Source organism: Acinetobacter sp. YK3, from assembly GCF_001729365.1.
Taxonomy (GTDB): domain Bacteria; phylum Pseudomonadota; class Gammaproteobacteria; order Pseudomonadales; family Moraxellaceae; genus Acinetobacter; species Acinetobacter vivianii.
Genome location: NZ_LZPJ01000080.1, coordinates 1 through 25,003, shown reverse-complemented (window position 1 = coordinate 25,003; position 25,003 = coordinate 1). Strand labels below are relative to the sequence as shown.

The 25,003-nt window shown below is 41.9% G+C and carries 32 protein-coding genes; 15 read left to right on the top strand and 17 right to left on the bottom strand.

Going from position 1 to position 25,003, the window contains the following annotated elements:
• Nucleotides 1–45: 45 nt before the first annotated feature.
• The 3 genes from A9Z07_RS08055 to orn all read right to left on the bottom strand — a co-directional run bounded on the left by A9Z07_RS08055 (nt 46) and on the right by orn (nt 2,413).
• On the bottom strand, nt 46–849 hold the full coding sequence (locus tag A9Z07_RS08055) for an enoyl-ACP reductase (RefSeq protein ID WP_032810936.1): 804 nt from the start codon (nt 847–849) through the stop codon (nt 46–48).
• Between the two features lie 142 nt (nt 850–991).
• Nucleotides 992–1,726, bottom strand: a complete 735-nt coding sequence (locus A9Z07_RS08050) for a Bax inhibitor-1/YccA family membrane protein (protein ID WP_004774461.1) — start codon at nt 1,724–1,726, stop codon at nt 992–994.
• Nucleotides 1,727–1,852: 126 nt separating this feature from the next.
• Nucleotides 1,853–2,413 carry an oligoribonuclease gene (orn, locus tag A9Z07_RS08045; RefSeq protein WP_171258961.1) on the bottom strand — a complete coding sequence of 187 codons (561 nt, stop codon included), beginning with the start codon at nt 2,411–2,413 and terminating at the stop codon, nt 1,853–1,855.
• A 124-nt stretch (nt 2,414–2,537) separates the two neighbouring features.
• Between orn and rsgA the strand changes: the two genes are divergently transcribed.
• From rsgA to A9Z07_RS08020, 5 genes are all read left to right on the top strand, one after another.
• Nucleotides 2,538–3,596 carry a ribosome small subunit-dependent GTPase A gene (rsgA, locus tag A9Z07_RS08040; RefSeq protein WP_004774457.1) on the top strand — a complete coding sequence of 353 codons (1,059 nt, stop codon included), beginning with the start codon at nt 2,538–2,540 and terminating at the stop codon, nt 3,594–3,596.
• Nucleotides 3,597–3,692: 96 nt separating this feature from the next.
• Nucleotides 3,693–4,109: a rhodanese-like domain-containing protein gene (locus tag A9Z07_RS08035; protein WP_004655885.1), complete on the top strand. Its 417-nt coding sequence runs from the start codon at nt 3,693–3,695 to the stop codon at nt 4,107–4,109.
• An 11-nt stretch (nt 4,110–4,120) separates the two neighbouring features.
• Complete coding sequence (grxC, locus tag A9Z07_RS08030) at nt 4,121–4,381, top strand: glutaredoxin 3 (protein WP_004774456.1); 261 nt, start codon at nt 4,121–4,123, stop codon at nt 4,379–4,381.
• Between the two features lie 28 nt (nt 4,382–4,409).
• A complete protein-coding gene (secB, locus tag A9Z07_RS08025; protein WP_004655889.1) occupies nt 4,410–4,868 on the top strand; it encodes a protein-export chaperone SecB in 459 nt (152 codons plus the stop codon).
• 92 nt (nt 4,869–4,960) lie between these two features.
• Nucleotides 4,961–5,449, top strand: coding sequence for a hypothetical protein (locus A9Z07_RS08020; RefSeq protein WP_069577889.1), 489 nt, complete (start codon nt 4,961–4,963; stop codon nt 5,447–5,449).
• Nucleotides 5,450–5,461: 12 nt separating this feature from the next.
• On the opposite strand, the gene A9Z07_RS08015 is transcribed toward A9Z07_RS08020, so the two are convergent.
• The 6 genes from A9Z07_RS08015 to coaBC all read right to left on the bottom strand — a co-directional run bounded on the left by A9Z07_RS08015 (nt 5,462) and on the right by coaBC (nt 9,832).
• Entirely contained in the window at nt 5,462–6,070 is a 609-nt protein-coding gene (locus tag A9Z07_RS08015) for an alpha-ketoglutarate-dependent dioxygenase AlkB family protein (protein WP_069577888.1), read from the bottom strand.
• Nucleotides 6,057–6,302, bottom strand: coding sequence for an Ada metal-binding domain-containing protein (locus tag A9Z07_RS08010; RefSeq protein ID WP_069577887.1), 246 nt, complete (start codon nt 6,300–6,302; stop codon nt 6,057–6,059). Before A9Z07_RS08010 ends, A9Z07_RS08015 begins: the two co-directional genes overlap by 14 nt.
• Nucleotides 6,303–6,306: 4 nt before the next feature.
• Nucleotides 6,307–7,044 (bottom strand): 2OG-Fe(II) oxygenase, encoded by a 738-nt coding sequence (locus tag A9Z07_RS08005; RefSeq protein WP_069577886.1) that lies wholly within the window; start codon nt 7,042–7,044, stop codon nt 6,307–6,309.
• Nucleotides 7,031–7,876, bottom strand: a complete 846-nt coding sequence (locus A9Z07_RS08000; RefSeq protein WP_069577898.1) for a methylated-DNA--[protein]-cysteine S-methyltransferase — start codon at nt 7,874–7,876, stop codon at nt 7,031–7,033. Before A9Z07_RS08000 ends, A9Z07_RS08005 begins: the two co-directional genes overlap by 14 nt.
• 166 nt (nt 7,877–8,042) lie before the next feature.
• Nucleotides 8,043–8,420: a cytochrome b562 gene (locus A9Z07_RS07995; RefSeq protein ID WP_069577885.1), complete on the bottom strand. Its 378-nt coding sequence runs from the start codon at nt 8,418–8,420 to the stop codon at nt 8,043–8,045.
• 155 nt (nt 8,421–8,575) lie between these two features.
• A complete protein-coding gene (gene coaBC / locus A9Z07_RS07990; RefSeq protein WP_069577884.1) occupies nt 8,576–9,832 on the bottom strand; it encodes a bifunctional phosphopantothenoylcysteine decarboxylase/phosphopantothenate--cysteine ligase CoaBC in 1,257 nt (418 codons plus the stop codon).
• A 181-nt stretch (nt 9,833–10,013) separates the two neighbouring features.
• On the opposite strand from coaBC, the gene radC reads away from it, so the two are divergent.
• Complete coding sequence (gene radC, locus A9Z07_RS07985; RefSeq protein ID WP_069577883.1) at nt 10,014–10,751, top strand: RadC family protein; 738 nt, start codon at nt 10,014–10,016, stop codon at nt 10,749–10,751.
• A gap of 44 nt (nt 10,752–10,795) precedes the next feature.
• Nucleotides 10,796–11,707: a bestrophin family protein gene (locus tag A9Z07_RS07980; RefSeq protein ID WP_004774445.1), complete on the top strand. Its 912-nt coding sequence runs from the start codon at nt 10,796–10,798 to the stop codon at nt 11,705–11,707.
• 45 nt (nt 11,708–11,752) lie between these two features.
• On the opposite strand, the gene A9Z07_RS07975 is transcribed toward A9Z07_RS07980, so the two are convergent.
• The gene (locus tag A9Z07_RS07975) at nt 11,753–12,799 is read right to left on the bottom strand and encodes an aldo/keto reductase (RefSeq protein ID WP_069577882.1); all 1,047 of its coding nucleotides are present in this window, start codon (nt 12,797–12,799) and stop codon (nt 11,753–11,755) included.
• A gap of 101 nt (nt 12,800–12,900) precedes the next feature.
• Between A9Z07_RS07975 and A9Z07_RS07970 the strand changes: the two genes are divergently transcribed.
• Entirely contained in the window at nt 12,901–13,812 is a 912-nt protein-coding gene (locus tag A9Z07_RS07970) for a LysR family transcriptional regulator (RefSeq protein WP_069577881.1), read from the top strand.
• 113 nt (nt 13,813–13,925) lie between these two features.
• Here A9Z07_RS07970 and A9Z07_RS07965 read toward each other — a convergent pair whose 3' ends face one another.
• Complete coding sequence (locus tag A9Z07_RS07965; RefSeq protein WP_069577880.1) at nt 13,926–14,777, bottom strand: PHP domain-containing protein; 852 nt, start codon at nt 14,775–14,777, stop codon at nt 13,926–13,928.
• A gap of 45 nt (nt 14,778–14,822) precedes the next feature.
• On the opposite strand from A9Z07_RS07965, the gene A9Z07_RS07960 reads away from it, so the two are divergent.
• Genes A9Z07_RS07960 through mnmC form a run of 4 tightly spaced genes read left to right on the top strand, consistent with a single transcriptional unit; the run spans nt 14,823 to nt 18,154 of the window.
• On the top strand, nt 14,823–15,434 hold the full coding sequence (locus A9Z07_RS07960; RefSeq protein ID WP_004774436.1) for a septation protein IspZ: 612 nt from the start codon (nt 14,823–14,825) through the stop codon (nt 15,432–15,434).
• Nucleotides 15,435–15,458: 24 nt separating this feature from the next.
• Complete coding sequence (locus tag A9Z07_RS07955; protein WP_004774435.1) at nt 15,459–15,761, top strand: YciI family protein; 303 nt, start codon at nt 15,459–15,461, stop codon at nt 15,759–15,761.
• A 3-nt stretch (nt 15,762–15,764) separates the two neighbouring features.
• The gene (locus A9Z07_RS07950; RefSeq protein ID WP_069577879.1) at nt 15,765–16,226 is read left to right on the top strand and encodes a hypothetical protein; all 462 of its coding nucleotides are present in this window, start codon (nt 15,765–15,767) and stop codon (nt 16,224–16,226) included.
• A gap of 17 nt (nt 16,227–16,243) precedes the next feature.
• Entirely contained in the window at nt 16,244–18,154 is a 1,911-nt protein-coding gene (gene mnmC, locus A9Z07_RS07945) for an FAD-dependent 5-carboxymethylaminomethyl-2-thiouridine(34) oxidoreductase MnmC (RefSeq protein WP_069577878.1), read from the top strand.
• A 76-nt stretch (nt 18,155–18,230) separates the two neighbouring features.
• Here the strand turns inward: mnmC and A9Z07_RS07940 are convergent, their stop codons facing one another.
• Nucleotides 18,231–18,545, bottom strand: coding sequence for a rhodanese-like domain-containing protein (locus A9Z07_RS07940; RefSeq protein ID WP_004774429.1), 315 nt, complete (start codon nt 18,543–18,545; stop codon nt 18,231–18,233).
• A 90-nt stretch (nt 18,546–18,635) separates the two neighbouring features.
• Here A9Z07_RS07940 and A9Z07_RS07935 point away from each other — a divergent pair, with 90 nt between their 5' ends.
• Nucleotides 18,636–19,124: a YajQ family cyclic di-GMP-binding protein gene (locus A9Z07_RS07935; RefSeq protein ID WP_004774427.1), complete on the top strand. Its 489-nt coding sequence runs from the start codon at nt 18,636–18,638 to the stop codon at nt 19,122–19,124.
• Nucleotides 19,125–19,138: 14 nt separating this feature from the next.
• The gene (locus tag A9Z07_RS07930) at nt 19,139–19,633 is read left to right on the top strand and encodes a DUF4442 domain-containing protein (RefSeq protein WP_004774425.1); all 495 of its coding nucleotides are present in this window, start codon (nt 19,139–19,141) and stop codon (nt 19,631–19,633) included.
• Between the two features lie 56 nt (nt 19,634–19,689).
• On the opposite strand, the gene A9Z07_RS07925 is transcribed toward A9Z07_RS07930, so the two are convergent.
• The 4 genes from A9Z07_RS07925 to A9Z07_RS07910 all read right to left on the bottom strand — a co-directional run bounded on the left by A9Z07_RS07925 (nt 19,690) and on the right by A9Z07_RS07910 (nt 22,004).
• Complete coding sequence (locus A9Z07_RS07925; protein WP_069577877.1) at nt 19,690–20,169, bottom strand: GAF domain-containing protein; 480 nt, start codon at nt 20,167–20,169, stop codon at nt 19,690–19,692.
• Between the two features lie 76 nt (nt 20,170–20,245).
• Nucleotides 20,246–20,668 (bottom strand): acyl-CoA thioesterase, encoded by a 423-nt coding sequence (locus tag A9Z07_RS07920; protein ID WP_004774422.1) that lies wholly within the window; start codon nt 20,666–20,668, stop codon nt 20,246–20,248.
• 1 nt (nt 20,669) lies between these two features.
• The gene (gene trxC, locus A9Z07_RS07915; protein WP_005255257.1) at nt 20,670–21,107 is read right to left on the bottom strand and encodes a thioredoxin TrxC; all 438 of its coding nucleotides are present in this window, start codon (nt 21,105–21,107) and stop codon (nt 20,670–20,672) included.
• Nucleotides 21,108–22,004, bottom strand: coding sequence for an alpha/beta hydrolase (locus A9Z07_RS07910; protein WP_004774419.1), 897 nt, complete (start codon nt 22,002–22,004; stop codon nt 21,108–21,110).
• Between the two features lie 122 nt (nt 22,005–22,126).
• Between A9Z07_RS07910 and A9Z07_RS07905 the strand changes: the two genes are divergently transcribed.
• Nucleotides 22,127–22,462, top strand: coding sequence for a TIGR01244 family sulfur transferase (locus A9Z07_RS07905; RefSeq protein ID WP_004774417.1), 336 nt, complete (start codon nt 22,127–22,129; stop codon nt 22,460–22,462).
• Between the two features lie 231 nt (nt 22,463–22,693).
• Here the strand turns inward: A9Z07_RS07905 and A9Z07_RS07900 are convergent, their stop codons facing one another.
• Nucleotides 22,694–24,682 carry a hypothetical protein gene (locus tag A9Z07_RS07900; protein WP_069577876.1) on the bottom strand — a complete coding sequence of 663 codons (1,989 nt, stop codon included), beginning with the start codon at nt 24,680–24,682 and terminating at the stop codon, nt 22,694–22,696.
• Nucleotides 24,683–25,003 lie beyond the last annotated feature (321 nt).

The following is a 25,003-nucleotide window of genomic DNA, read 5'->3' as shown; positions in this document are numbered from 1 at the left end:
AGCCGCTATAAAAGCGGCTTTGTTTAATAATTTAGAGCAATCTAATTATTCATCATCCATCATGCTTTGGCTCATACCAACCGTATTAAAACCGCCATCAACATACATGATTTCACCCGTAATACCCGAAGCCCATGGCGAGCACAGGAACAATGCAGCATTGCCCACTTCTTCAATGGTCACATTACGTTTTAATGGCGCAATTTTTTCATTGGCATCTAACATTTTACGGAAAGACTTGATGCCTGATGCTGCCAAAGTACGGATTGGGCCCGCAGAAATTGCATTCACACGAATACCGTCTACGCCCAAGCTTGATGCTAAATAACGAACGCCTGCTTCTAACGATGCTTTCGCCATACCCATCACGTTATAGTTCGGCATCACACGCTCAGAACCTTGATAAGTCAAAGTCAATAAACAACCTTGGCGCGCTTGTAATAATGGTTTAGCCGCACGAGCCATCGCGATAAAGCTATATGCACTAATGTCATGTGCAATTTTAAAACCGTCACGATCGGTCACGTCAGTAAAGTCACCATCAAGCGTATGCGCTGGCGCAAAACCAATTGAATGCACCACACCATCCAAACCATCCCAGTGTTTTGCCAACTCGACAAAGGCATTGTCAATTTCTTGATCAACAGCAACATCACAAGGGAAAACCAAAGTTGAACCAAACTGTGCTGCAAAGTCATCAACACGTTTTTTCAGCTTTTCATTTGGATAAGTAAACGCGAGCTCTGCACCTTCACGGTGTAACGCTGCGGCAATACCGTAAGCAATTGATAATTTACTTGCAATACCGGCAATTAAAAAACGTTTACCAGCTAAAAGTCCTTGTGACATCTTATTCTCACTCGAAAAATTTTCACCACATGATGCCAAGATTCCAGCGCTTGCGGAATTGCATAATCCACCTTTTTTACAATCTTGCATAAAAAAATCGCCTTCACTGGAAGACGATTTGTATTTTTAGTTGAATCAGAACTTAATCATCGCCGCGAAGCAGACTCAATAAACGCAGGAATGAGTAATACATCCACACCAATGTCGCCAATAAGGCAATGGCACAGATCCACTCAAATGCTTTTGGTGCACGTTGAGCAGCGGCATTTTCAATCAGATCAAAGTCCAGAATCAGGTTTAATGAGGCAATCACAGCCACAAAAGCAGCAAAGCCAATACCCAACCAGTTACTTTCAAAGATATAAGGGATGCTCGATCCAAAAGCTAAACGCAAGATAATCTGCACCACAAACACCAGTGCAATGGCGATGGAAGCAGAAATGACAATTGCCTTAAATTTTTCAGTGGCACGAATGATCTGAAATTTATATAAAGCAAACAGCACCAAAGTAGTCACGAATGTTGCCAATAATGCCTGTAAAGGAACACCTGGATATTTTAACTGGAAAATAAACGAGACGCCGCCTAAAAAAGCCCCTTCAAATAAGGCATAAGGAATGGCCAAAGCAGGTGCAGTATTCGATTTAAATGTGGTAATGAGTGCAAGAATAAGACCACCGACTGCACCAATAATCGTTGCAGCATAAGCAATCGACAGATTTGCTGTCATCGCACAGTAGAAAAATAAGCCCATCCCTAAAACAGCAGCAATTACCGTTAAAAGTACAGATTTTTGAATCGCACCCTGAATGGTCATTGGCTCAGCCAAATCTTGATAGGTTTCTACCCGCGTTAAAATGGGGTTAGTACTTTGCATGTATGCTCTCTTTTTTATAGTTTGCAATTAAAATCCGAGTTTAAGCGATTTTTTGATCAATCCCAACTATTTTTAGCGCATTAAAAAAGGAGCCAAAGCTCCTTTTATGTATGACTCAAAAATCGATTACTTATCGTTATTCATGATAAAAAAGTATTCACGATAATATTTTAATTCTGCGATCGAATCACGGATGTCATCCATTGCCAAATGCGATGCATTTTTCTTTAAACCGCTCATAATTTCAGGTCTCCAGCGTTTAGCTAGCTCTTTTACAGAAGACACATCCAGATTACGATAATGGAAGAATTGTTCCAGTTCAGGCATCAAACGATGCAAGAAACGGCGGTCTTGGCAAATTGAGTTACCGCACATCGGAGAAGATTTTGGATTGACCCATTTTTTCAAAAAATCGAGAGTTTGCTGTTCTGCATCTTGTGCAGTCAGTTTACTACGGCGAACACGCTCGATCAGGCCAGACTGACCATGTTGCTTGGTATTCCACTCATCCATTGCATTTAGAATCAAATCAGATTGGTGTACCGCTAAAACAGGCCCTTCAGCCAAGATATTTAAATGATCATCTGTAATAATTGTTGCAATTTCAATGATCTTGTCATTATCGGTATCAAGTCCGGTCATTTCCAGATCGATCCAAATTAATCGTGTATCAGGGGTGCTGCTCATGGATGGCAATTCTAAAGTGCTTAAAAACATCAATAGTAGCAAATTAATTACATCTTGGCTGTAATTCTATAGCGGCTTCATGCTATTTTTGCGGTCTTCAAAGTGTGGATTTTTTGGGATATGAATGGCTTTAATTCGTAAGCGTCGTTTAACCGAACAACAGCAGCGTCGTATTGAGAAACAGCATAAATCGCGTCAAGACGACATTGACACGTCACAAGATTTAGATGGACTGGTTGTTCAGCATTATGGTCGTCAACTCGAAGTACAAGCCTTGTCTGTGCCTGAACAGCATCCTGAAAAACCACAAGTGGCCGATGGTGAACCAGAACCATTTTGGAAACCGATTGAATTGGACAGTATCTGGCGTTGCCATACCCGTACCAACCTCGAATTACTGGTCACAGGCGATCGGGTGAAATGGCAAGCCGACCCGATTACTGGCCTAGGCATTATCACTGCGATTTATCCAAGACAATCACTCCTGACCCGTCCCGACCGCTATCACAAGGTTAAACCTGTCGCAGCCAACATCAGTCTCATCGTCATCGTGTTTGCACCTTTACCAGAGCCCGCGCCAACATTGATCGACCGCTATCTGGTGGCCTGTGCCGATGCTAATATTCCAGCGCTGTTGGTGCTGAATAAATCCGACTTGCTGACTGAAAATGATCCGATTCTGACCCTGCTCAGTGAATATGAAGCATTGGGCTATGAAACCCTAATTTGCCATTCACGTGGTGATCTCTCTGAACTGTCAGCGCGTTTGGACAATGAAACTGTCGCTTTCGTTGGACAGTCTGGTGTCGGTAAAAGCTCGCTGATTAATACCATCGTTCCAGATGCCGCACAGAAAACCAATGTGATTTCAGAAAACTCGGCACTCGGTCAACACACCACTACATCGACCAGATTGATCAAATTTGGAACAAACGGTGCACTCATTGATTCTCCAGGAATCCGTGAATTCGGTCTATGGCATCTCAGTCTGGAAAAGGTACGTACTGGTTTTCCCGAGATAGAAACACATCTAGGACTTTGCCAGTTCCGTAATTGCACTCATACCCATGAGAAAAATTGCGCACTGAAACAAGCGGTTGAGGCTGGTGAAATTTTGCCAAGACGCTTGGACAGCTATCTCCGTTTAATGGATGAAATTCAGGAAGCACAGCAAAAAAGTTAATTTTGTTGGACTTTGCCCCTTGAACTAACATTTTTGATCACCATAGAGATAAGTTATACTCAGGATCAATTTTGTATTTTAATTTTTAGGTGACTTGTGGAACGCTGGTTAGAGTTTATGGGGAATCACCCCTTCTTATTTGGTACGCTCGGCGTGTTAATCGTGTTGTTCTTTATTTTAGAAGGACAACGCAATGGTCGTAAAATTTCACCACAATCACTCGGTATCTTGGTCAAGGCAAAAAATGCCATCTTGATCGACTTACGTGATGGAAAAGATTTCCGTGATGGTCACATTAGCGGTAGCCGTAACATTCCATATAGCCAGATCACCAGTCATGTTGATGAATTAAAAGCAAGTGATCGTCCATTGGTCTTCATTTGTAACTTAGGGCAAGTTGCAGGCTCAGCACTACAAAAAGTAGGTCATGCTGACAGCTACCGTTTAGACGGTGGTATTAGCAACTGGAAAGCGCAAGGCTTACCTTTAGTTAAAAGCAAAACCAAAGCTTAAGGAGAGATAACATGACAACGCCAAACGTCACCATCTATTCAACCCTTTCTTGCCCGTACTGTGTTCGTGCAAAACAATTACTTGAGCGTAAAGGTGTTGCTTTTAAAGAAATTAATCTTTCCAATGAAGCGCCAGAAGTTCGTATTGAATTGATGCAACGTACCAATCACCGTACAGTGCCACAAATTTTTATTAAAGATCAGTTTATCGGTGGTTTTGATCAACTTTATGCTTTAGAGCGTGAAGGTAAACTCGACCAATTATTAGCTTAACAACACATCCGAGATTTAAGGAAAAACAATGAGCGAAGAACAAGTTCAACCACAACTCGCGTTAGAACGTATTTATACCAAAGACATCTCTTTTGAAGTTCCTGGTGCACAAGTATTTACTAAACAATGGCAACCAGAACTCAACATCAATTTATCTTCTGCTGCAGAAAAAATTGATCCAACACACTATGAAGTGTCTTTGAAAGTTGTGGTTCAAGCGAACAACGAAAATGAAACTGCGTTCATCGTTGATGTCACTCAATCAGGTATCTTCTTGGTTGATGGTGTAGAAGAAGATCGTCTTCCATACATCTTAGGTGCATACTGCCCAAATATCCTGTTCCCGTTCTTGCGTGAAGCAGTCAATGATCTAGTAACAAAGGGTAGCTTCCCTCAATTGTTACTTACACCGATTAACTTCGATGCTGAATTCGAAGCAAACATGCAACGCCTTCAAGCGGATGCTGATGCACAAGGTCAAGCATAAGACTTTTGTGAATGAATCAAAAAAACCACAGCACTTGCTGTGGTTTTTTTATAATAATAAGAAGCATGCGATGAATAAAACGAGAATAAGACATGACCACAGCGCTCTATCCACTTTGCCAACAGGTCTTTCCTGAGCTGACACAAGTTCCATATCCCCTTCATCCACACGAGTTTCATCAATTTATCAATTGGGCCAATACCCTGCACTCAAACATCCAGTATGTAGAATTAAAAGAATATTATGACAATGGCTCTGACCAGTGTTATCAACTGCAACAAACCCAAATCGATATTGAGCAGCTGAATAATCGTATTGAAAGTGAAGTCGAACAACTTTTCGCTGAATATGCTGATGCGACACAGGATGAGCAAAACGAAATTGATTTTGCAGAACATATCTACGCGATTTTATTTGACCATCTTTATGCTGTTGCAGAACAGCATGATTTAGCGTTATTACTGATCTCGAATGAAAATCCTTACTGGATGCTTGTTCCAGATCAGGCCGAACAGATTAAACAACTCATTGAAGCATTTAATAGCACATTTTCTGATGTGGAACTTTATCACTATGTCTAAGCGAGGATCGAGTTATTCCACAATAGTTCTAAAGGTCAGATTAATCCGTGCTGCATTGACTTTTTTGGTGGGCGGCAAGCGGTGTAACCAGTAAGTTTGCGTGGTATCTTTCATGACCAACAAACTGCCATGCTCTAAATACAGTTCTACTTTTTCTTTGCTTTGTTTATGTTTGAATGCAAATTTCCGTTCTGCGCCAAAGCTTAAAGAAGCAATTGCACCATCCTTTTTCAGATCCGTTTCAGCATCACTATGCCATGCCATCCCTTCATCGCCACTATGATAAAGATTAAGCAAGCAGGAATTAAAGGTCTCTCCTGTCAGCCGCTCGGTTAATTGTTTTAATTCCAGCAACTCCGTTGTCCACGGCAAGGCATATTTATTCATATTGGAATAAGTATATTCAAAGCGCCGATCCCCATACCACGCCACTTTACGTTTAGTGGTTAACAGCTTGCCAAAGATTAAGGCCTGATCATTTTCCCAGGCAATCGTCTGCATCAACTGCTCAAAATAATGATCTGCGGCAGTGCCATGCACGATTTTGCCGTAGTACTGCACCGTGCCGTCATAAGGCAAATGATTCTGTTCTGGATCAGCTTCAATATCAAATAGTTGCATCTTTCCACTTCTTATAGGCCTGCTTCATACAATGTCCACAAGGCCGATAACCTTGTGCAATTGCCTCCTGCTCATCGACAAAAAATACCCGATTGCTTTTTAGCATGCGCTTACCAGAGCTACAGGTCAATCTGCCATAGATTTTAAGCTGAGCATTGCCTGCAAACAGAATTTCATGCTGTTTCAGCTTCTGGTGTAGTTCGCTAGATTCTAATTCACGATGTCGCCACATCAGCCTAACTCACAGCATCATGGAAAATAATACCGAGGCTATAACGTTCACCTTGCAGGATCGGACTGACACCATGCTTGATATTGACTCGATAATAGCCCTGACTGCCTTTTTCTGGCTTAAATTGTGTGGTGAAAATCAGTAAATCGCCTTGCTGTGGCTGTATAACCACCGCCTTGGACTGTGCCCGTGGATTTTGTTGGGTTAAGACAAATTCCCCTCCACTAAAATCGCTGTTTGGCTGGCTCAATACAATCACCAATTGCAGTGGAAAATAGACTTCTCCATATAAATCCTGATGCAAGGTATTAAATCCACCTTGCCCATATTTCAGGATCAATGGCGTTGCCAGCATTTGGCCATACTGTTGGCACTGCTGTAAAAATTCGGGATGCGAAGGTGGAAATGTTCGCTCTATCTTCAGAACCCGAAACCATGCATTAGCAATCGGCGCCAAACGTGGATAGATCTCATGTCGTATCCGCTCAATCAAATTTGGCAATGGATAATTAAAGTATTTATATTCACCCAGACCAAAACGATAACGCTGCATTTCGACAGTTTTACGATAAAGTGCATCTTGTGGATACAATTGCTGTAATTGTTCACATTGTTGTGGCGAAAGCACCTGCCTGATCAGGGCGAAACCCTGCTGATGCATCTGCTCTGTGATTCCGTCCCAATCGGCTGACTGGATCTGATCAATTGCCGTCTGGATCTGCTCTTGTTCAGATTGCGGCATGGCTTTGCACCCCCTCCCAACCAATGATCGCTGTTTTCCGTACGCTACCCCATTCATAACCGCCAAACAGGCCACTCGATTGAATCACCCGATGACAGGGAATCAGAAATGCCACAGGATTACTACCAATCGCAGTGCCTACCGCACGCGTCGCTTTGGGATGTTCAATGGCTCTGGCAAGTTCACCATAGGTGGCAAGTTGTCCCATCGGAATTTTCAGCAGACTTTGCCACACCTTGAGCTGAAATTCGGTGCCTTTCAAATGCAGTTTAATCTCAGCCAGTTGCTGCGGGTCTTTCTGAAATAAAGCCAAGGCGCTCTGTTGAAAAGTATCCGCTTGTTCAATAAACATGGCTTGAGGAAATTGCGCATTTAACTGGGCGAAAGCTTCTGCCCGATCATCGACAAAACTTAGTGCACAGATCCCTTTGTGTGTAGATGCAATCAGCACTTCACCAAATAAGGTATCTGCAAATTGATAATGAATCGTCAAACTCTGCCCACCATTTTTATATTCAGCTGGGGTCATGCCTTCAATCTGAATAAATAAATCATGCAAGCGGCTGGTACTGGACAATCCTGTTGCAAAGGTGGCATCAAAAATACTGCCCTGCTCTTGCTTCAAAATCTGTTTGGCATATTCGACACTAATATACTGTAAAAACTTTTTAGGACTGGTGCCCACCCAATCAGTAAATAAACGCTGAAAATGGGCAGGACTTAAATGTATATGCGCTGCCACCTCATCCAGCTGGGGTTGCTGCTGAAAATTCTGCTGGATATAAGTAATTGCCTGTGCAATCCGGTTATAATTACGTTGCTGTGAGAACATATCCATCACCTCTCATCCTTCATGACTTCACTGTAGCAACTTTAAATTTTGATGAAAATCTGAATCATGCTCAGTTTATGTTGCTGGATGATTTTCTTAGATACCCATAAAAAAAGCTGCACTCTATGGAGCACAGCTTCAGCTTTGCAATCCGATCATCCATTTCTTAATGGGTATAATATTTATGCCCCTGATCACGCAACTCAGCGATCTTTTTACCCTGCTTTTTCGCTTCATCCAGTTTACCAGCCTGTACCAGTAATTTAACTTTATCAATTTCCCCAACAATCTGGTCAAATAGCGCTGGTGAAGCAGGTACTTTTTCCTGTGTATTTGCAGCCAGATGATATTGTTTTGAGTGTACCGCAGCAGTACGCATATTATTTAACGCAGCAGTGGCAGCCTGCGAGTTATCAGCTTGGTTAAACGCTTTGTAATTCTTGCCTAGCGTTTTCATATCATCTTCTAAACCTGCTGCACTCGCATTATGACTCAATGCTAAAGCAGACAACATGACAACGGTGGCTAAAGTTTTTTTAATCATCAGGATATCCTATCAAAAACTGTGGCTATGCTTTATTTCCAACGGCAAGACACCTTGTATCTTGGAGCCAGCATACAAAGAAAATTGCTGATTTAGCATACATAAAAAATGCAACGAAATCGTTGCATTTTGATAAAAAAGATCGCGTTTAACGTTTATAAACGACGGCGTAAAGCATCCGCAATTGACTCAACCAGTTGCTGTGAAATCTCTTGTTTCGATGCTTTTTCCAGTTCACGTTTTTTCATGTGATAAGACTGGGCAAAGAACACGGTCATGGCATTTTGATCTGAAGCGAAACCGATATCTGGACGTGATACATCATTACACGCAATCATATCCAGTTTCTTCGCCACCAGTTTTCCTGCGGCGTATTCTTCAACGTTTTGGGTTTCAGCGGCAAAGCCAACCATAAATGGACGTTCTTCCTGCTGCGCAATCGTTGCCACAATATCTGGGTTTTTCACTAATGCGATTGCAAGTTCATCACCTGCTTTTTTGATTTTATGCTCAGCCACCTGTGCCACACGATAATCCGCCACTGCTGCCGTTGCAATAAAGATATCACAGCCTTCTTTGAGCTGATTCATGCTGACATCGAGCATTTGCATAGCAGAGCTGACATTAATACGTTGCACACCATTTGGTGTATCCAGACTAACAGGCCCAGCCACCAGCGTAACTTTCGCACCTGCGGCATAACATGCTGCTGCCAAAGCAAAGCCCATTTTGCCCGTACTGTGGTTAGAAATATAACGGACTGGATCAATCGCTTCACGCGTTGGGCCAGCGGTAATCGTGACCCGCTTGCCCGCCAATAAACCAAACTTTTCAGCAAGCGCGCGTTGTGCCTTATGGAAATAGGCCGCAACTTGACGAGCCAAGTCCTCAGGTTCAGGCATCCGCCCTAGACCAACATCGCCACAAGCCTGCTCACCAGCATCAGGCATAATCACATGCACGCCATCTTCAACCAACGTTTGCAAATTACGTTGCGTCGCTTTCGCTGCCCACATTTGCTGATTCATCGCGGGCGCAACCCAGACAGGGGCTTTGGTTGCCAAATATAACGTACTGAGCAAATCATCTGCCAAGCCATTGGCAAATTTTGCAATCGTGTCGCAGCTGGCTGGAGCAACTAAAACCAGATCGGCCCAACGCGCCAATTCGATGTGCCCCATTCCAGCTTCCGCTTCTGGATCAAGTAATTCGGTATGTACGGGATTTCCAGACAATGCCTGAAAAGTTAAAGGGGTTATAAATGCTTGTGCGCCATGCGTCATGACCACGCGGACATCAAAACCAAAGTCTTTTAAACGGCGTACCAAGATGGCACTTTTATAGGCAGCAATACCACCTGTAACCGCTAATATAATGTTTTTATGGGGAATAACACTTAGATCGAAGCTCACAAACAGGATACCTTACTGTTGCAGTGGCGCTCACAATAGCATTAAATAAGTTCATACCCAAGTGGGACGATAAAGATTTCAATGGATCAAACGACAGAAAATATCATTGGGATCCTAAACAGTAAAGAGAAAATGTGACGATTTATTTTTGCTTATAAAAATAATAAAGGCAATAAAATCAATGGGGAATAAACAGGTGAATCAATCCATAAAAACATGGCCCGAGCAAGAACGCCCTCGGGAACGCTTATTATCACAAGGCGCACAGAGCTTATCTGATGCTGAACTGCTGGCAATTTTTCTCCGTTCCGGCTCAAAACAGCATTCTGCTGTCGAACTTGCCCGTATTTTGATTCAACATTTTGGCGGACTTAATTTGATCTTTGATGCCAATCTTGAGGACCTGTCACAATTTAATGGTATTGCTTCAACCAAATATGCCCAGCTCATGGCAGTAAAAGAACTGGGACGGCGCTACCTCAACAATCATTTTCATCAGCAACGACTGTGTCTGGACACGTCTACTCTCGTACTCGACTATTTACGTTATGAGTTGCTAGGCGAAAAACAGGAAGTATTTGCGGTGCTGTGTCTGGATGCAGAACTGCGGAAATTGCATTTTAAGAAACTATTTTTCGGTTCGCATCATTCTTGTAGTGTATCTCTGAACCAGACCTTACGTTATGCATTACAACAGCAAGCCTGCCAGATCGTGGTTGCACATAATCATCCTTATGGCATTGCCCAACCATCAACAGAAGATATTTATCTGACCCAGCAACTGAAACAGGCCTGTAAACTGCTAGAAATTCAGCTGATCGATCACTTTATTATTTCACCCGAAGGACATTTTTCATTTTCTGAACAACAACTACTCAACCCTACTAAAATCAAGCAATCTGGTCTTGACAAAGCTTGAATCTGGCATGAACATCAACACATAAAATTAATGATTCATATAACATGATTGTCCGTGACCAGCCGAGTATTTTTAAAGTTTTATTCTCATGGCGTGGGACGATTTTACCCAAAATTTTACCATCTCTCGGCTTCGTAATGCTGATCTCCGCCATTATTGGTGGTGTTGAATATGTAGGCCTTTATCGCTTCCCTGAAATTCCACTGGTTGGCTTCACCCTAATTGGTGTCGTACTGTCTATTTTCCTTGGATTCAAGAATACCGCCTGTTATGACCGCTGGTGGGAAGCCCGTAAACTCTGGGGCGTTTTGATCGCCACGGCTCGACATTTTGACCGTGACTGTCGTGTTCTCACACAAGCACGTCGAGAACGTATCGTTCAGAATGTGATTATCTTTGCCAATGTCCTACGTGACCGCTTACGTCATCAAACAGCGAATCCAACCGAACTGACTGAAACCAGTGGCCTCAGTCAGCAAGCTTTGACCCAGCTTTACCAACAGCACAATGCCCCACAATACACTCTAAGCCTGATTCAATGGGAACTGTTGCAAGCCATGAAAGAAGGTGAAATCTCGGATATTATTTATACCCAGATGAACCGTCACGTGGCAGCTTTAAGTGAAATGCAAACCGGTTGTGACCGTATTGCCAATACACCGATTCCATTTGCCTATTCGGTTTTGCTGAATCGTACCGTGTACTTCTTTTGCTTTATGTTGCCTTTCAGCCTAGGTTCTTTATTGGGTCTGGCTACCCCATTACTGGTTGGGATTCTGGCCTATACCTTTCTCGGTTTAGATGCACTCAGTACTGAAATTGAAGAACCGTTTGGCACACAAAGTAACGATCTGCCACTAGATGCCATGGTGCGTTCAATTGAAATCGAATTACTGGGAACTTTAGGTCGCCCAACACCGCCACCGATTCAGGCTCAAGATCACAACCTGCTGTAATTGCCATTTCCCTCAGCAAACATCATGAGGGAAATGATTCATCCATCAAATAAACTGTGATGTCACCAGTGCTTTAAAGCGTTCTGTAAATTGTCCATTCCAATAGGGATAATAAGGATATGGCGGATAAACCGCACTGGCCTGATTCAACTGCATGATTTGTTCAGCCGACAGCTGAATATCTTTTGCTTTTAAATTTTCTTGTAGTTGCATTTGATTACGGGCACCAATCAAGACACTTGCAACCGTCGGACGTTGTAACAACCAGTTCAGCGCAATTTGAGGAATGGAATAACCTGTTTCCTGTGCAATCTGTTTTAAGGCATCAATGACCCGATAAAGATGTTCCTCATTCACTGGAGGCGCAAACTGGGCTGTATCGTGCAAACGACTCTCAGCTGGAATTGGATTTTCGCGATCAAACTTACCTGTTAAGCGTCCCCACCCCAAAGGACTCCACACCACCGCACCCATCTGTTGGTCATCATTTAAAGGCATCAACTCCCACTCATAATCGCGCCCAATTAAAGAATAATAAACCTGATTGACCACAAATTTTTCATAGCCATATTGCTCCGCAATGGCCTGTGCTTTCACCAATTGCCAGCCCGCAAAATTGGATACACCGATATAACGGACTTTACCGCTTCGCACCAGTTCATCCAATGTTTTCATCAATTGATGCAAAGAAGTAAAGCTATCAAACTGGTGCAATTGCAACACATCAATATAATCGGTTCCTAATCGTGTCAGGGATTGCTCCACAGCAGAGATTAAATAGTCCCGACTAAATCCCGCAGCGTTCAAATGCTCCGAGCTACGAATACCAACTTTGGTGGAAATTATCGCTTGCTGTCTTTTCGAAGCTAAAGCCTTGCCAAGCATCCGTTCAGACTCTCCATCCGAATAAACATCCGCGGTGTCAAAGTAATTAATCCCAGCATCCAGACTCGCCTGAATCATTTGGTTGGCTTCCATTTGGCTCGCTTGTCCCCAAGCAGAAAAAATTTGTCCCTGTCCGCCTAAAGTGCCAGCACCAAATCCCAATTCCGAGACTTTTAAACCCGAGTTTCCTAGAAAATGATATTTCATGATTTTCTCTCCAATACATGATTGTTTAGAGACAAAATAGCGCTATGGCTTTATTTAAAAAACCACGATAATCAGGAAATACTTTTCTGGTTTTATTGATAATGAATACAGAAGATTTTCAATTTTTTATTCGGGTGGCAGACTTAGGCTCAATCAGCAAAGCCGCACAGGATGCCAATATTTCGGTTTCAGTCGCCAGCCAGAAGTTGCAGCGTCTGGAACAACAGCTACAACTACGTTTATTTCATCGTACCACCCGTAAGCTGACCTTAACCGAAGAAGGCCGCACGCTACTGACGCGTGGACGCGGCTGGATGGCTGATTTTGTCAATTTACACGAGTCGTTAAAAGTCAAAGATCATAGGCTTTTGGGGACATTGCGCATAACCGCATCCGCCATCTTTGGTACCAAGGTTTTAATGCCCCTAATTACCGAGTTCTCCAAATTACATCCTGAGCTACATATTCATCTCGATCTTAATGATCAGAACATCGATTTAATTCAACAAGGTATGGATCTTGCGATTCGTATTGGACAATTAAAAAGCTCTAGTCTGATTGCCAGAAAATTAGCTTCCAATCCACGATTATTGTGCGCCTCACCCACCTATCTGCAACAATATGGGATTCCAGAACGCTTATCTGATCTCAAATCTCATCGCTGTATTTTGCAACAGCATGCCAATGGGCTCACCAACCAGTGGTATTTTCTAAATAAAGCAGATGAAACTGAACAAATCCGCGTAGAGGGTTACTTTAGTACCAATTCGGGTGAAGCCGTTCGACAAGCCGCTTTACACGGTTTAGGTATTTCCAATCATTCGTTCTGGCATGTTGCAGAAGATTTAGACACAGGCAAACTGGTACAGGTCTTGCCAGATTATCCAGTCGAGGCCACTGTAATTTATGCAGTCTTTCCACATCGAGAATTACTACCGCCTAAGGTGCAATGCTTTTTAGATTATTTATCAGATTACTTCCTGCATCATGATCACTGGCGGTCTGAAAATTGAGTTTCTTCAAAGTCCCGCAAAACCATGAAACATCCATTGAATGCCCCATAACAGTAAAAGCATCAGGAAAAAGAAAATAATCAGGTAAAGTTCTAATTTTTTCATAGACCTGTTTATCTAAAACGTTCCCAAATTCCGCTTTGACCTTCATTGACCCGTGGCGTTTGCCCCAGTTTGATCCATGGCATATTGTCACCATGAAAATCGCTGCCAATCGAAACTGCCAGATCAAATTGCTGAATCATCCGATCGACCATTTGTCGTGTTGAAGCAGGTTCTATACTCGGCGGTAACTCAACGGCGTCACCCCCAGATTCAGCGAACAGTTCGATCAGGTAACGAATATTGGTTGCTGATAAATCATAACGTGTAGGATGAGCCAGAACAGCCAAACCGCCACTGGCATGAATAATCTCGATGGTTTCTTTCAGTCCCACGCCTTCAAATTTGACAAAGGCTTTCTTGCCCTCTTTCAGGAAACGATCAAATGCCTGCTGCGGACGACTGACAATCTCTTTTTCAACTAAAGTCTTGGCAATATGGGTTCGGGTGACCCGATCTGCATAACCATCAACTTTAGCAACGACATCAGGGTAAATATCAAAATTGATACATTTTTCCAGTAACTGACAAATCACTTTTGCCCGTTCCGCACGGATCTTCTTCTGATTTTCCAGCATCGCCTTGATGGGTGCTTCATCTTGCATATTTAAAGCCACAATATGCACACCATAGCTTTTTTTTGTATTCGGTCTCGACCACTGGCTAGAAACTTCTACACCAGAAATAATTTGAATATCATGGTCTTGTGCATAATTCTGTGCCCGTTCCAGTCCATCCATAGTGTCATGATCAGTCACAGCCAGTACCTGTATTTTTAAGTCAACAGCAGCCTGTACCAGTTGCTCAGGAGAGAACGTACCGTCGGAAATGAGAGTATGTGTATGTAAATCGACACCGAACATGGTTTGTATTATGCTATCTGACCTATTTCATCATCGTACTGTAACATGAAAGCGTTGCTCGACTATCTTCCGATTATTATCTTCTTTTATTTTTATAAAACCACCGATCCTAAAGATAGTCACCATCCTTTGTTGCAGTTGGTGGGCAGCGCAGGAAATACCGACCAGAACCATATCCTTGTTGCAACCTGTGCCCTGCTGATCTCTACACTTGTCGTCTATGGTTGCCTGTTCTTTTTCCAGAAATTTAAACTGGAAAAAATGCAGTGGTTTATCGTGGTCATGTCGGTTATTTTTGGTGGAATTACGCTAATTTTTAGCGATGTCACCTATATCAAAATGAAGGCCATTATTATCAATATCGGGATTGGTCTCGGCTTTTTAGTGACGCCTTTATTTAATAAAGAACGCATGCCGATTATCCAGAAATTATTAGGTTCACTGTTAGAACTCAGTCCAAGAGGCTGGATCAAATTGAACTGGGCTTGGTGTGGTCAATTCTTTTTGCTTGCTGCTTTGCATTTCTTCTTTGGTTTTGTCTATATGCAAGGAAAATATTGGGGCGAATTCACTGCTTTTGGCGATATTATCGTTTCTATCAGTTACCTTGCTGCTATACTATTTTTCTTACGAAAACATTTCAAAACCACTGAATAGATTTTAAATCATCGAGCTACTGCCATGCCATATTTTGTGCTGACCTGTACTGATCGCGAAGGTACTCTGGAAAAACGTTTAGCCACCCGTCCGCAACATATTGAACGACTACAAAAGTTAGATGATGAAGGCCGTTTAATTGCTGCTGGTGCGCATCCTAAAGATCCCAATGATCCACAGGCAGGCTTTTTTGGCAGTACCATGATTGTTGAATTTGATAGTCGCGAAGCACTGGATGCATGGATTCAGGAAGAGCCATTTTTAAAAGAAGGGATCTACTCAGATATTGAAGTTAGACCTTTCAACAAAGCTTTTCCAAAAGGGTAAATCATGCACATTGCAGTCAAAAGCTTTTTCGTTTTAAGTTTACTCAGTTCTACTGCATGGGCGGTAGAACCTGCAACACCAACTGCTGCCCCAACAGCAGTTGCTCCAGCGACACAAGCAAAAACCACCACAACGACGCCAGCCAATACCGTCGCTACTGCTGCAAAACCACTTACAGCAGAACAGATTGTTAAAGCCAAACAACAGCAAGATGCAAAAGTAAAAGCCATGATTCAGGATCAGGCTAGCCGTTTAAAGCAACTTGAACATGCCAATCTTGAAGCGCTCGCGCAGAATCAGGAATTACAGTTAAAAAATGATAATTTAACGGTTCAGGTTCAGGTGTTACAAAGCGAACGTAGTGCACAAATGTTTTTATACGGCGCAATGACAATTGCTGTCGGTGTTATTCTCGGTTTCTTTATTGCAAGTTATGTCTACACTAAACGTCGTCGTCAGTGGTAAAACATACACCTTTATTTATGTCTCTCTCATCAAAACTACAAACAGCTGATTTAGACTGGGAACTCGTCGATGGTATTGAAGTTCCCATTTCTAAACAATTCGGCGATGTCTACTTTTCCAAAGATAACGGCTTACTCGAAACACGCCATGTGTTTTTAAATGGCAATGATTTAACTGAACGTCTTTCCCAATTACATGATTATCAGTATTTCTGTGTGGGTGAAACAGGTTTTGGCACAGGGTTAAATATTTTGACCTTATGGCAACTCTGGCAACAGGTTCGTCCAGATAACCATAGCCATCTGCATGCCATCAGTGTAGAAAAATTTCCGCTCAGCAAAGCCGATCTGATTCGTGCACTGAATGTCTGGCCTGAACTTCAGCCACTTGCAGAACAGCTCATTCAGCAATATCCCCTGCCAATCGCTGGCTGTCATCGTCTCAGTTTTCCAGAGCAACGCTTTAGTATTGATTTATGGCTTGGTGATGCTCAGGATATTTTCCCCGTTATTCCTAAAACACAAGCGGTCAATGCCTGGTTCCTTGATGGCTTCGCTCCGTCTTGTAACCCGGATATGTGGCAAGAGAATGTGCTGAATCACATTGTACGTTTGTCTGAGTTTGGAACCACCTTCGCATCCTTTAGCGTGGCTGGAGTACTGAAACGCGGGCTTAAACAACATGGCATCCAAATTAGCCGTCCGCGTGGTTTTGGTCATAAACGGGAAATGCTCAAAGCGATCTGGCAGGACACTGTAGCACCTGAAGCAGGCTCGGATTCAGAACAGAACGATGCAACCTCGCAACCTGAAACGAAAACAACGATAGAGCATACTGGACCACGCCAAATTGCGATTATTGGCGCTGGAATCGCAGGTTTAAGCTCAGCATGGGCATTTGCTCAGCGTGGGCATCAAGTCACCGTATACGAGCAAAATGAGCCCCTTTCAGGCGCATCTGGTAATCCGCTGGCACTGCTCAATCCCAAACTATGCCCGATTGATCAGGCATCCGAACATCTGATGACCTTGAGTTGGCAACATGCCTTAAATTTTTACACACGCTTTAATGCATTCAGGCCGATTCAGGTACGACAGTTGGCGTTGAAAAATGAAGATGAATTATTGGCTTTAGCAGCGCAGTATCCTAAAGGTGTCTTATCAGCACAATCAGAACAGCAACAATTCCCGAAGACAGACTTGCCGAGTTTGACGCTACATCATGCAGGTGCAGTTTCTCCACACCAATTACGCGATGAAATTTTACAACATCCGAATATCACGATAAAAACTGCCAGAATTTCCCGCTTAAATTCGCTCGAAACACAAACTGAACTTTGGCAAGATCAACAACGAATTGCCACGGCAGATCATGTTATCGTCTGTTGCGCGAAACAAAGTGCTGAACTCTTTGAAAACTATCCCGTCTTAAAGCCAATTCGGGGACAAGTCAGCTGGGTTGAGAATAGCCAGCAGCCTTTGGCACTGGATCAAGCTTATAGTTATGGCGGCTATTGCATGCAACTGGATGCTTCACAGTTAGTTCTCGGCGCATCTTTTTATCCCAATCGGGATGATACAGATGTACTAACTGAAGACCATGTGCATAACTACGAACTTATCCACAGTGTCTTTCCTGAATATGCACAACAGTTGCCTGCTGTAAAGAATTGGCAAGGTCGAGCCGCTGTCCGTGCGCAGAGTCTGGATTACTTTCCTTTGGTCGGCAAAGTCCACAACCATGAGCAAAACTATAGCTTTGCAGGTTTAGGGTCGAAAGGATTTTTGTTTGCGCCACTGTGTAGTGAAATCTTGGCAGCATTGATCTTAGGTGAGCTTTGTCCAGTGCCACAGCAGTTACTGGATAAATTGAATCCGCAGCGCTTCCAGAAGAAAGTGAAAGCTAAAAAACCGTATTATTCAGGTTAAGTGTTTGGACTTTTGAATCTTTATTATTTTGAATTAGCCAAAATACCCGAGTATTTTGGCTAATTCTTTGAGTGTTTTAAGCGCCTTGTTCCAAAGCTAAGCCTGCATCACGCGCTGCGCGTGTGCCACCCATCAATACAACATACTCACGAGAACTATCAATACCGTCTAAAAGCTCTGCTGCACGCGGTGCTTTACTACCGCCACCACACAGAATGTAAATCGGTTGATCCGCTGCCACTTGAGTCAAACTATCCGCAGTTAATTCAGCAATTGGACGATTCACCGCCCCTTTGACATGAGCCTCTGTATACGCTTTGGTATCTCGGACATCCCAGATGACTGCGCCTTCTGGGAACTCAAATGTTGTAATTTCTTGTTTACGGATCATTGTGCACTCCTTTGATGTAAACAACACTTGGCAAATGAAGAAAACCCCCTTAGCATCTCAAATATTCTTTCCCTTTGTAAAGGTCTAACTATGCCTTCTTTTGATATTGTTTCTGAATTAGAGTTATTTGAAGTCAATCATGCGGTACAAAACACGCAAAAAGAAATTGCTACACGTTTTGACTTCCGTGGGCAAGATGTTTCAATTGAGCTAAATGAAAAAAATAAAGAAATCAAAATCTCAACTGAAAGTGATTTCCAATGTGAACAAGTCTATACCATGCTGGAAAATCATTTCTATAAACGCAAAGTTGACGTTCAAGCCCTCGATCCACAAAAAGCAACTGCTTCAGGCAAAAATGTCGTGCAAGTGATCAAGCTCAAAGATGGACTTGACTCAGATACCGCAAAAAAAATTAATAAAGCCATTAAAGAAAGTGGCATCAAGGCGCAATCTTCTATCCAAGGAGACAAAATCCGTGTCACGGACAAAAAGCGCGATACTTTGCAACAAGTGATGAACTTTTTACGTGAACAACAATTTGGTCTGCCACTCCAATTTAATAACTTCAAAGATTAATTAATAGGTTCACCATGGCAAAAGATAACCGTCTTTATAAGCTGGTTAAAACCACCTCTAAATTTCCGAAAGGTATTCGTAGCACGCTCTGGAGCAAAGCTTTTGGTCGTGTTGTTCCCATGGTTGGAACTGCGAATATCCGTTATTTAGAAGTGGATAAAGACCACGTGACTGTTCGTATTGAAAACCAGCGCAATATGCAAAACCATATTAAAGGGGTTCATGCCGCTGCGATGGCATTACTTGCGGAAACTGCGACTGGTTTTTTAACAGGTTTACATGTTCCAGATGATCGTATCTTGTTGATCAAATCACTCCATGTAGATTATTTAAAAGTTGCCCAAGGTGGTTTAACTGCGACAGCAAGCTTATCAACTGATCAGCAGAAGTTTATTGCTGAGAATGAAAAAGGCGAGTTATTGATTCCTGTGAATGTTATTGATGATTCAGGCAATGAACCGATCCAGTGCCAAATGCTGTGGGCTTGGTTGCCGAAACGCAAAAAATAGTTCTGAATCAAACAATAAAGCCCAAAATGATTTGGGCTTTATTTTTAGGTTTTGACTTAAATAAATTTTTCGATCACGCTCATCAACTGCTTGAGATATTCAGCGTCAATCTCATCAAACTGATTTAATTCATCACTATCAATATCTAGCACGCCAACACATTCACCATTTTTCATGATGGGTAACACAATTTCCGATTTAGAATCAGAGCTACAGGCAATATGCCCTGGAAACTGATCCACATCAGGCACTACGATCACTTGCTGTTGTTGCCATGCTGAACCACACACACCACGACCTTTGGCAATACGGGTACAGGCAATTGGACCCTGAAATGGACCTAATACCAGCTCATTCCCTTTCACCAGATAAAAGCCAATCCAGAACCAGCCGAATTGCTGTTTAAGTGCAGCACAGATATTGGCCAGATTGGCGATCACATCCGACTCATCCTCAACAATGGCCTGAATCTGTGGAAGGATATTTTGATATTGCTCAACTTTATGGCCTTGTTGTAAAACCAGTTCTTCAGCCATCTGTATATTCTCGATTAAAAAAGTAGTGTTAAAACATCAACCTGTTCTGATAAATGTAGACCTTAAAAAGGATTACTTAAGCTGACTGTGAGGCTAAAAAGGACTGTTTAATTTCATCTGTAATTAAACGTTTATTGCCATTTACATCCACCGCTACAAAAGTAAAGACTCCTTCTGTGATACGCACAGGTTCACGCGAATCGTCGTGACTATTCCACACTTCAATTTGAACCTGTACCGAACTACTGCCCACTTTCAGAATTTTGGTATAACAACTAATCACATTCCCTACCTTCACAGGAACAAGGAAAGTCATTTGATTAATGGCTATCGTGGCGCAACGGCCTTTACTAAAACGTTCAACATGAATCGCTCCAGCTAAATCCATCTGAGAAACAATCCAACCTCCAAAAACATCACCGCTCCAGTTAGTATCGGCTGGCATGGCAATGTTTTGTAAAGATAAAATCCCCTCTGGATGCTTTGGGCGCTCGCTCATGTTAATTTCCTTGATGTTGCTGTAATTGCTGGTCTAACCACTGCTGTAGTTCAGGCGCACGTAATGCACCGCTGATTCTCGCCACTTCTGTGGTTTTATTCATAAGAACCAAGGTTGGGATACTCCGGACATTAAAAGCTGCACTTAAACGAGGATTTGCTTCAGTATCAATTTTTGCAAAAACCACATAAGGATTTTGCTTTGCGACCTGAGCAAAATGTGGTGCCATCATTTTACATGGACCACACCATTCCGCCCATAGGTCAATCAGCACAGGTAAATCACTATTGCTAATAAAATTGCTAAAGTTTTGTTCATTTAATTCAATAGGTTCTAAAGGCAATAAGGCTTTATGACATTGACCACAGTTAGGATGAACTGCCAATTTTTCTTCAGGTACACGGTTTTTTGCACCACATGATGCACAGACAATAATCATTTACATCACTCCGATATGTTGATGTAAAAATTCTAATTGGGTTGTGACTGCTTTTTCAAACCAAGAATCGTGATAAATATCGAAATGCTTCATTTCCCATTCATGATAGCTCACAAATGGCGCAATATTGGTGGCAGCTTCACGACTGGATGCAATCGGAATCAAGCTGTCATATTTCGCAGCAATAAATAAAACGGGAATATTAATCTTACGTACAAACTGGATCGGCCGGTAACGCATTAAATTAAAAAATACCCGCGCAGGAACTTCACCACTCCAGTAATAATCAGGATTTACAATCGAATGATAACCGTAATAACTATCTGAAGTAGGTAAGAAACAAAGTTTATATTGATCGACTACTGGTAAGGTCTTAGGTGCCATTCCCATCTTGGAACCCATATAGTCCTGACTAGAACGTTTTAATGCTTCAGGATAGCGTTGTAGTGGATACAACTTTGCCGTCTCCGCTCCATCCACATACGGCACTTGCACCATCACTGCCTGAATATTTTTAAGGTCCGTTGCCAAACTGAGGGCATAACCACCACTGAGTGAAGTGCCCCATAAAATAATTCGGCGGCTATCAATCGATTTACAGTTTGAGGCATATTGAACAATGCTTTTCCAGTCATCCAATTGTGCACTTAAAGACACCAGCTCTCGTGGTTTTCCTGTACTTCCGCCCCAATAACGATAGTCGAATAAAATCACGGCATAGCCTGCATGGGCAAACCGCTGCGCATACTGAACCAGTTTAAACTGACGCAATCCAGCAAAACCATGTGCCATGACAATCACAGCAGGCTTAATATTGGTTTTGGGAAGATAGAAATCGGCAGCGATCGTTTCATCACCACTAGGAACATACAACGGTTCAACTGTATAAGTATGCATGCGCGCTCCATTGCGTATCTTATTCGTTATCATCGTTTATTTAATATAGACATTTAAACTCAAGATAGAGCTTAATGCTATGATAGAGCATAAAATGTTTTGTTTGTTTTTGGAGTGACAAGATGTCAGAAAATATAGGTTTTGCAGGTCAAATCGGCCCAGAGCATGTAGGCCAAGTTGTCGAAAAAGGTTTCAAATCGATTATTAATAATCGTCCAGATATGGAAGGTGGACCTGATCAACCGACCAGTGCACAAATCGAAGAATCTGCACGCAGCGCAGGTTTAGATTACGTTTATCAACCTGTCGTGGCGGGTCAGATTACTGAACTTGATGTCCGTACTTTTGCAAATCATTATAACGAATTGCCAAAACCTATTTTAATGTTCTGCCGTACAGGTAACCGTTCGAATAATTTATATCAGTTAGCAAAACAAATGGACTTGCTGGACGATTAAATTCATTACATTTAATTACCTGATCAAAATAGTTAAATGCTGTTATTTATAAGAAGATGGTTCTTTTTCATCAGATAAAGAACCATGCCAAAACTTGCTATTATCCTGTTATGTGTTTTCGCCATCTCGGCTTGTAGCTCAATGCAAGTTCGTCCGACTGCCTCAGTTAGTGTAGGAACAGGGATATAAAAAAACAGCACCGAAATGCTGTTTTATAGGAAACATTTTCGTTTATTTATAAGTAGCAAAAACTGTTGAAACTTTACCATCAGGAGCCGCCACTGAGATTTTAAAGGTATCTCCTTTAGCACATTCTTTCAAACGATAGCCATAAAAAGCTTGTGTACTATTTTTAAAAGTTGTCGGTGTTAAAAGATTAAATACATTGGCTACAGGTGAGCTACCTTGTACTAATTCAGCGCTACAAGATAAATTATTATCTTTGGTATTATCTTCTGGTGTAACACTTATCGTAGAACCTGTAGGCATAGGAACACCTTGCATACTATTTCCATATAAACTGAAAGATAATAGATCACCACTTGCATTAATATTGGTAAATGTTGCTGTATTTTCTGAAAATGCAAATATTAACTGCTGACGTAGAATGGCATCTAAATTATCGTCACAAGTATCAGCAATATTCGGCTGACTGATGGTTGAAGATGCACATGCAGTCTTGTTGCCTACAATTTTTCGATTGTAAAGAAACTCTCCAATACCATAGTCATTATCGTATTGATTATTTTCATTATCATCGCGGAAGAAGCTACCAATATTGCTAAGAAGCTTATCTACACCTTTCGTGTAAAGATTATCACCATCTAAATCAGTAAAACTCTTATCCCCTTCAACATACGCCAAAACAGTAACACGATTATCTAAAGGTCGTGGGTCTTGAACAGATAAAGTAACTGCACAACGACCAGCGTTAGTCGAACAGTTAGGCGTCACCACACCGCCTTCACTAATAAAACTCACCACGGTTCCATTAGGTACAGGATTACCCGTACGGTCTCTTAACATGACATTAATCGTTGCGCTATCACCATCAACCCTATTTTGTAAGGCATTTTTACTTACAGATAAACTGAAGCCATCTTGAGTTGCGCGTCCAGTGGATACAGAAACATTTTTAGACAAAGCTGAAACAGCACTGTTAGAAACTAAGGTTGCTTTGATTTCAACAGGCCCCGGTTTGTCTCCTGGATATAAAGTTACGATAACCTTACCATTTGGGTCACTTTTCACAGTTTTAGGATTTTGATTACCTAACGAGATAAAACTTAAATCTTCTGGAGCACGAACCAATTCAATATTTACATCTTTATTTGCAGCAGGCGTACCATTCGCATATAAAGTAAATTCAATTTGGCCTGATGCAGCAGTACCGCTACTTCTGATACCCAAAGTCACTGGACTTGATGTTGTATATTTTAAAGAATTGGCTTCAATGGCAGCGATATTCACAGTAACTTTGGATTCAGGAATATTTGAACCAGATGCAAGAATCGTTTGCTCACCTTCACACAACTTCCCATCAGCCCCAATTGCTTTATAAGATGTTGTTACATCCCCTTGATTCGAAGACACAACACTTGCTGGTTCAAAGGTACCGCAAGTAGCATTGAAGCTGACAGTAACGTTGTTTTGGTTGACCTTGGTACTTGAATCTTGTGTCTTTAAAGTAATATTGGTTGATGCACCTGACTCTAATTGAGTTGTGGCAGCAGTCATTCCAACTAAAACAATATTTGCAGCTTGGAGTACAAAACTATAAGGACTGGTTGTTGCAGATGTACCATTATAATTCGCCGTCGCAGAAATTTGATACGCACCTGTAGCATTTAAATCTTGCGGTTTTACAGAGATGCTAGCTTCACCTTCTGCATTCGTCAGGACAGCACCATTGGTCGTACCCAAAGTCACGCCTTCCCCACCAAACGTAACAATCGCACCACTAATTCCCTTTCCTGAGGAATCAGTCACTTTGACTTTAGCGGTGACACCTGCTGCAGTAATTGAATTTGTCGTGGTGTTATTGGCATCATATAACGTAATATTTGTAATATTTACTGCTGTAACTGGCGTTTGGCCATTTCCACCTGAAGAGTTATTATCATTTGAACCATAATAACCACCTCCGCCTCCACCACAACTTGCTAACAAAACAGAGACAGCAATCGCCGACAACTTTAAAGTAAGTTGTTTTTTATTCATGATCATTCCTTTTTATCCCCAATCAAATCCCCAAATGGAATTAGACTTTTCATTATAAAAATATGCCTAATGTAACCATAATACGGTTTTTATGTAAATATAGTTTATCTTCAAGTAAAGATTATTAAAGTGAAACGAATCAAACTATTCTTAGAAATCGAGATTTTTGTTGAAACTTTTAACTATTAAAATAACGAGAAAAATTTAATCGTTAGATCAGAAGTAATTTTAAATTTATAGAGAATGATATCTATAATACTTTTTTAAACACCAATAAAAAACACCCCTAACCATATGGTTAGGGGTGTTTGAATTTAAAAG